The organism is Trabulsiella guamensis ATCC 49490, assembly GCF_000734965.1.
In the GTDB taxonomy this organism is placed as follows: Bacteria; Pseudomonadota; Gammaproteobacteria; order Enterobacterales; family Enterobacteriaceae; genus Trabulsiella; species Trabulsiella guamensis.
In genome coordinates this window covers 1-2,144 of the sequence record NZ_JMTB01000064.1, presented here as the reverse complement: position 1 = coordinate 2,144, position 2,144 = coordinate 1, and the positions used below count along the sequence as shown (strand labels likewise).

Genomic DNA, 2,144 nt, shown 5'->3' with positions numbered 1-2,144 from the left:
GGGAAAGGTCAAAAAAAGATATGGGTCGGGAACGAGTCCATTTTGAGAGGGTGAATAACTGAATTAATTACAGTGTGTTACGTGGGGTTATATTAATTAACAATTGCTTTTAGTGAGACTGAATAGATATTTCTTTCTTATTTTTATTATATATTTCATTCATGGTGTGAATATAAAGTCGCCCACTTATCGTGGGCGGGGAATAATATATTTACTGTGATTATACTGATTGCAGCCACCAGACCGCTTCATACGGGCGAAGCGTCATATCGCCGGGTTTTCGCGCGGTTTCTGCGTAGTTGCTGATGACGGTTTGCCAATCGCCGTCTGTGGCCTGGGGTGACCATGCCTGGAAAAGATCGCTCAGGTTGGCGATGACCATCAGCGTTTGCCCCTGCCACTGGCGGCGATAACACCACAGCGCCGGGTGATCCGGCAGGAGATCTTCATAATCTCCCCAGGTCAGGACAGGTTCACGTTTACGCAGGGCGATTAATCGCTGATAGGTGTAAAACACCGAATCCGGATCGTGCAATGCAGCGTCGACGTTGATCTCGCGGTAGTTGTCACAAAGCCCGATCCACGGCTCGCCAGTGGTGAATCCGCCGTGCGGCTGCGCGCTCCATTGCATCGGCGTACGGCCATTGTCGCGGGATTTACTGGCGAGGATCGCCAGTAGCTCATCGGCACTGCGTCCCTGAGCACCCAGTTCGGCATACATGTTGTGGCTTTCCACGTCACGATACTCGGTTATCTGGCGGAAGTGCGGATTGGTCATGCCGATCTCTTCCCCCTGATAGATGTAGGGTGTGCCCTGCATGCCGTGCAGCACCATCGCCAGCATTTTCGCTGAAGTATCACGCAGCGCGCCTTCGCTGCCAAACCGCGAGACAATGCGCGGCTGGTCGTGGTTACACCAGAACAACGCATTCCAGGCGACGTTATGCATACCCTGCTGCCAGTGACGGAACAACGCTTTCAGGGCGACGTAATCGGGTTTTGCCAGCGTCCATTTTTCGCCGCCGGGGTAATCCACTTTCAGATGGTGAAAGTTGAAGGTCATCGACAGCTCACGTCCGTCGAGGGCAGCATACTGCTGGCAGTGCTCAAGCGACGTGGAGGACATTTCGCCCACGGTCATCAGGTAGCCAGGGGTGAAGACGTCGCGGCTCAGTTCCTGCAAAAACTCATGCGCGCGTGGACCATCGGTATAGAAGCGACGACCGTCGCCCTGGTCGTCATCCGGAAAAGCCTGGTCTTTCGAGATCAGATTGACGACATCGAGGCGCAGACCATCAACACCGCGATCCGCCCAGAACTCGCACACTTTTTTCAACTCGGCGCGTACCGCCGGGTTTTCCCAGTTGAGATCCGCCTGCTCCGGCGCGAACAGATGGAGAAAATATTGTTTGCTCTCCGGGTGCCATTGCCAGGCGTTGCCGCCAAATTTTGACCGCCAGTTGTTGGGCTCATCACGCCAGATGTAAAATTCGCGGTAAGGGCTGTCCGGGTTCAGCGATTCGCGAAACCACGGGTGCTGGGTAGAGGTGTGGTTGAAAACCATGTCGAGCACGATGCGAATATTGCGCGCTTTGGCCTGTGCCACCAGCTCGTCGAAGTCATCCAGCGTACCGTAGGTGGGGTCAATCGCCGTGTAGTTCGCCACGTCGTAGCCATTATCCACCTGCGGCGAGACATAGAACGGCGTCAGCCAGATGGCGTCAATGCCGAGCGTCTGCAGATAGTCGAGACGGGCGGTGACGCCGCGTAAATCGCCGGTACCGCTGCCGGTCGTGTCCTGAAAGCTCCTGGGGTAAATCTGGTAGATAACGCCGTTTTGCCACCAGTGGGGAAGGGTATTCATCATGCATTCCTGCTAAAAAGGGGGGCGCCCTGCGCCCCAACACCATTACACAATTTGTAGCGAGCCCTGACGGAACTTACGCTGATAGACCACAGAAGTGAGCACTATCGGAACCACCACCGCGATGGCCATCGCCAGCGCGTAAATCTGCCAGTAAGTTGGCTGGATGGAGAGAATGCCCGGCAGACCGCCGACGCCAATGCCATTTGCCATCACACCGTTAAGTCCGCACAGCAGCGCTGCCAGCCCGGAACCCACCATCGCGCACAGCATCGGGAAA

Annotated in this window: 1 protein-coding gene and 1 pseudogene; both read right to left on the bottom strand. The window is 55.4% G+C overall.

Annotated elements, in window-relative coordinates; translation table 11 throughout:
- Positions 1 to 220: 220 nt before the first annotated feature.
- A complete protein-coding gene (treC, locus tag GTGU_RS09630; RefSeq protein ID WP_038156156.1) occupies positions 221 to 1,864 on the bottom strand; it encodes an alpha,alpha-phosphotrehalase in 1,644 nt (547 codons plus the stop codon).
- 45 nt (positions 1,865 to 1,909) lie between these two features.
- Positions 1,910 to 2,144, bottom strand: a pseudogene (locus GTGU_RS09625) (PTS trehalose transporter subunit IIBC); the annotation flags it as partial.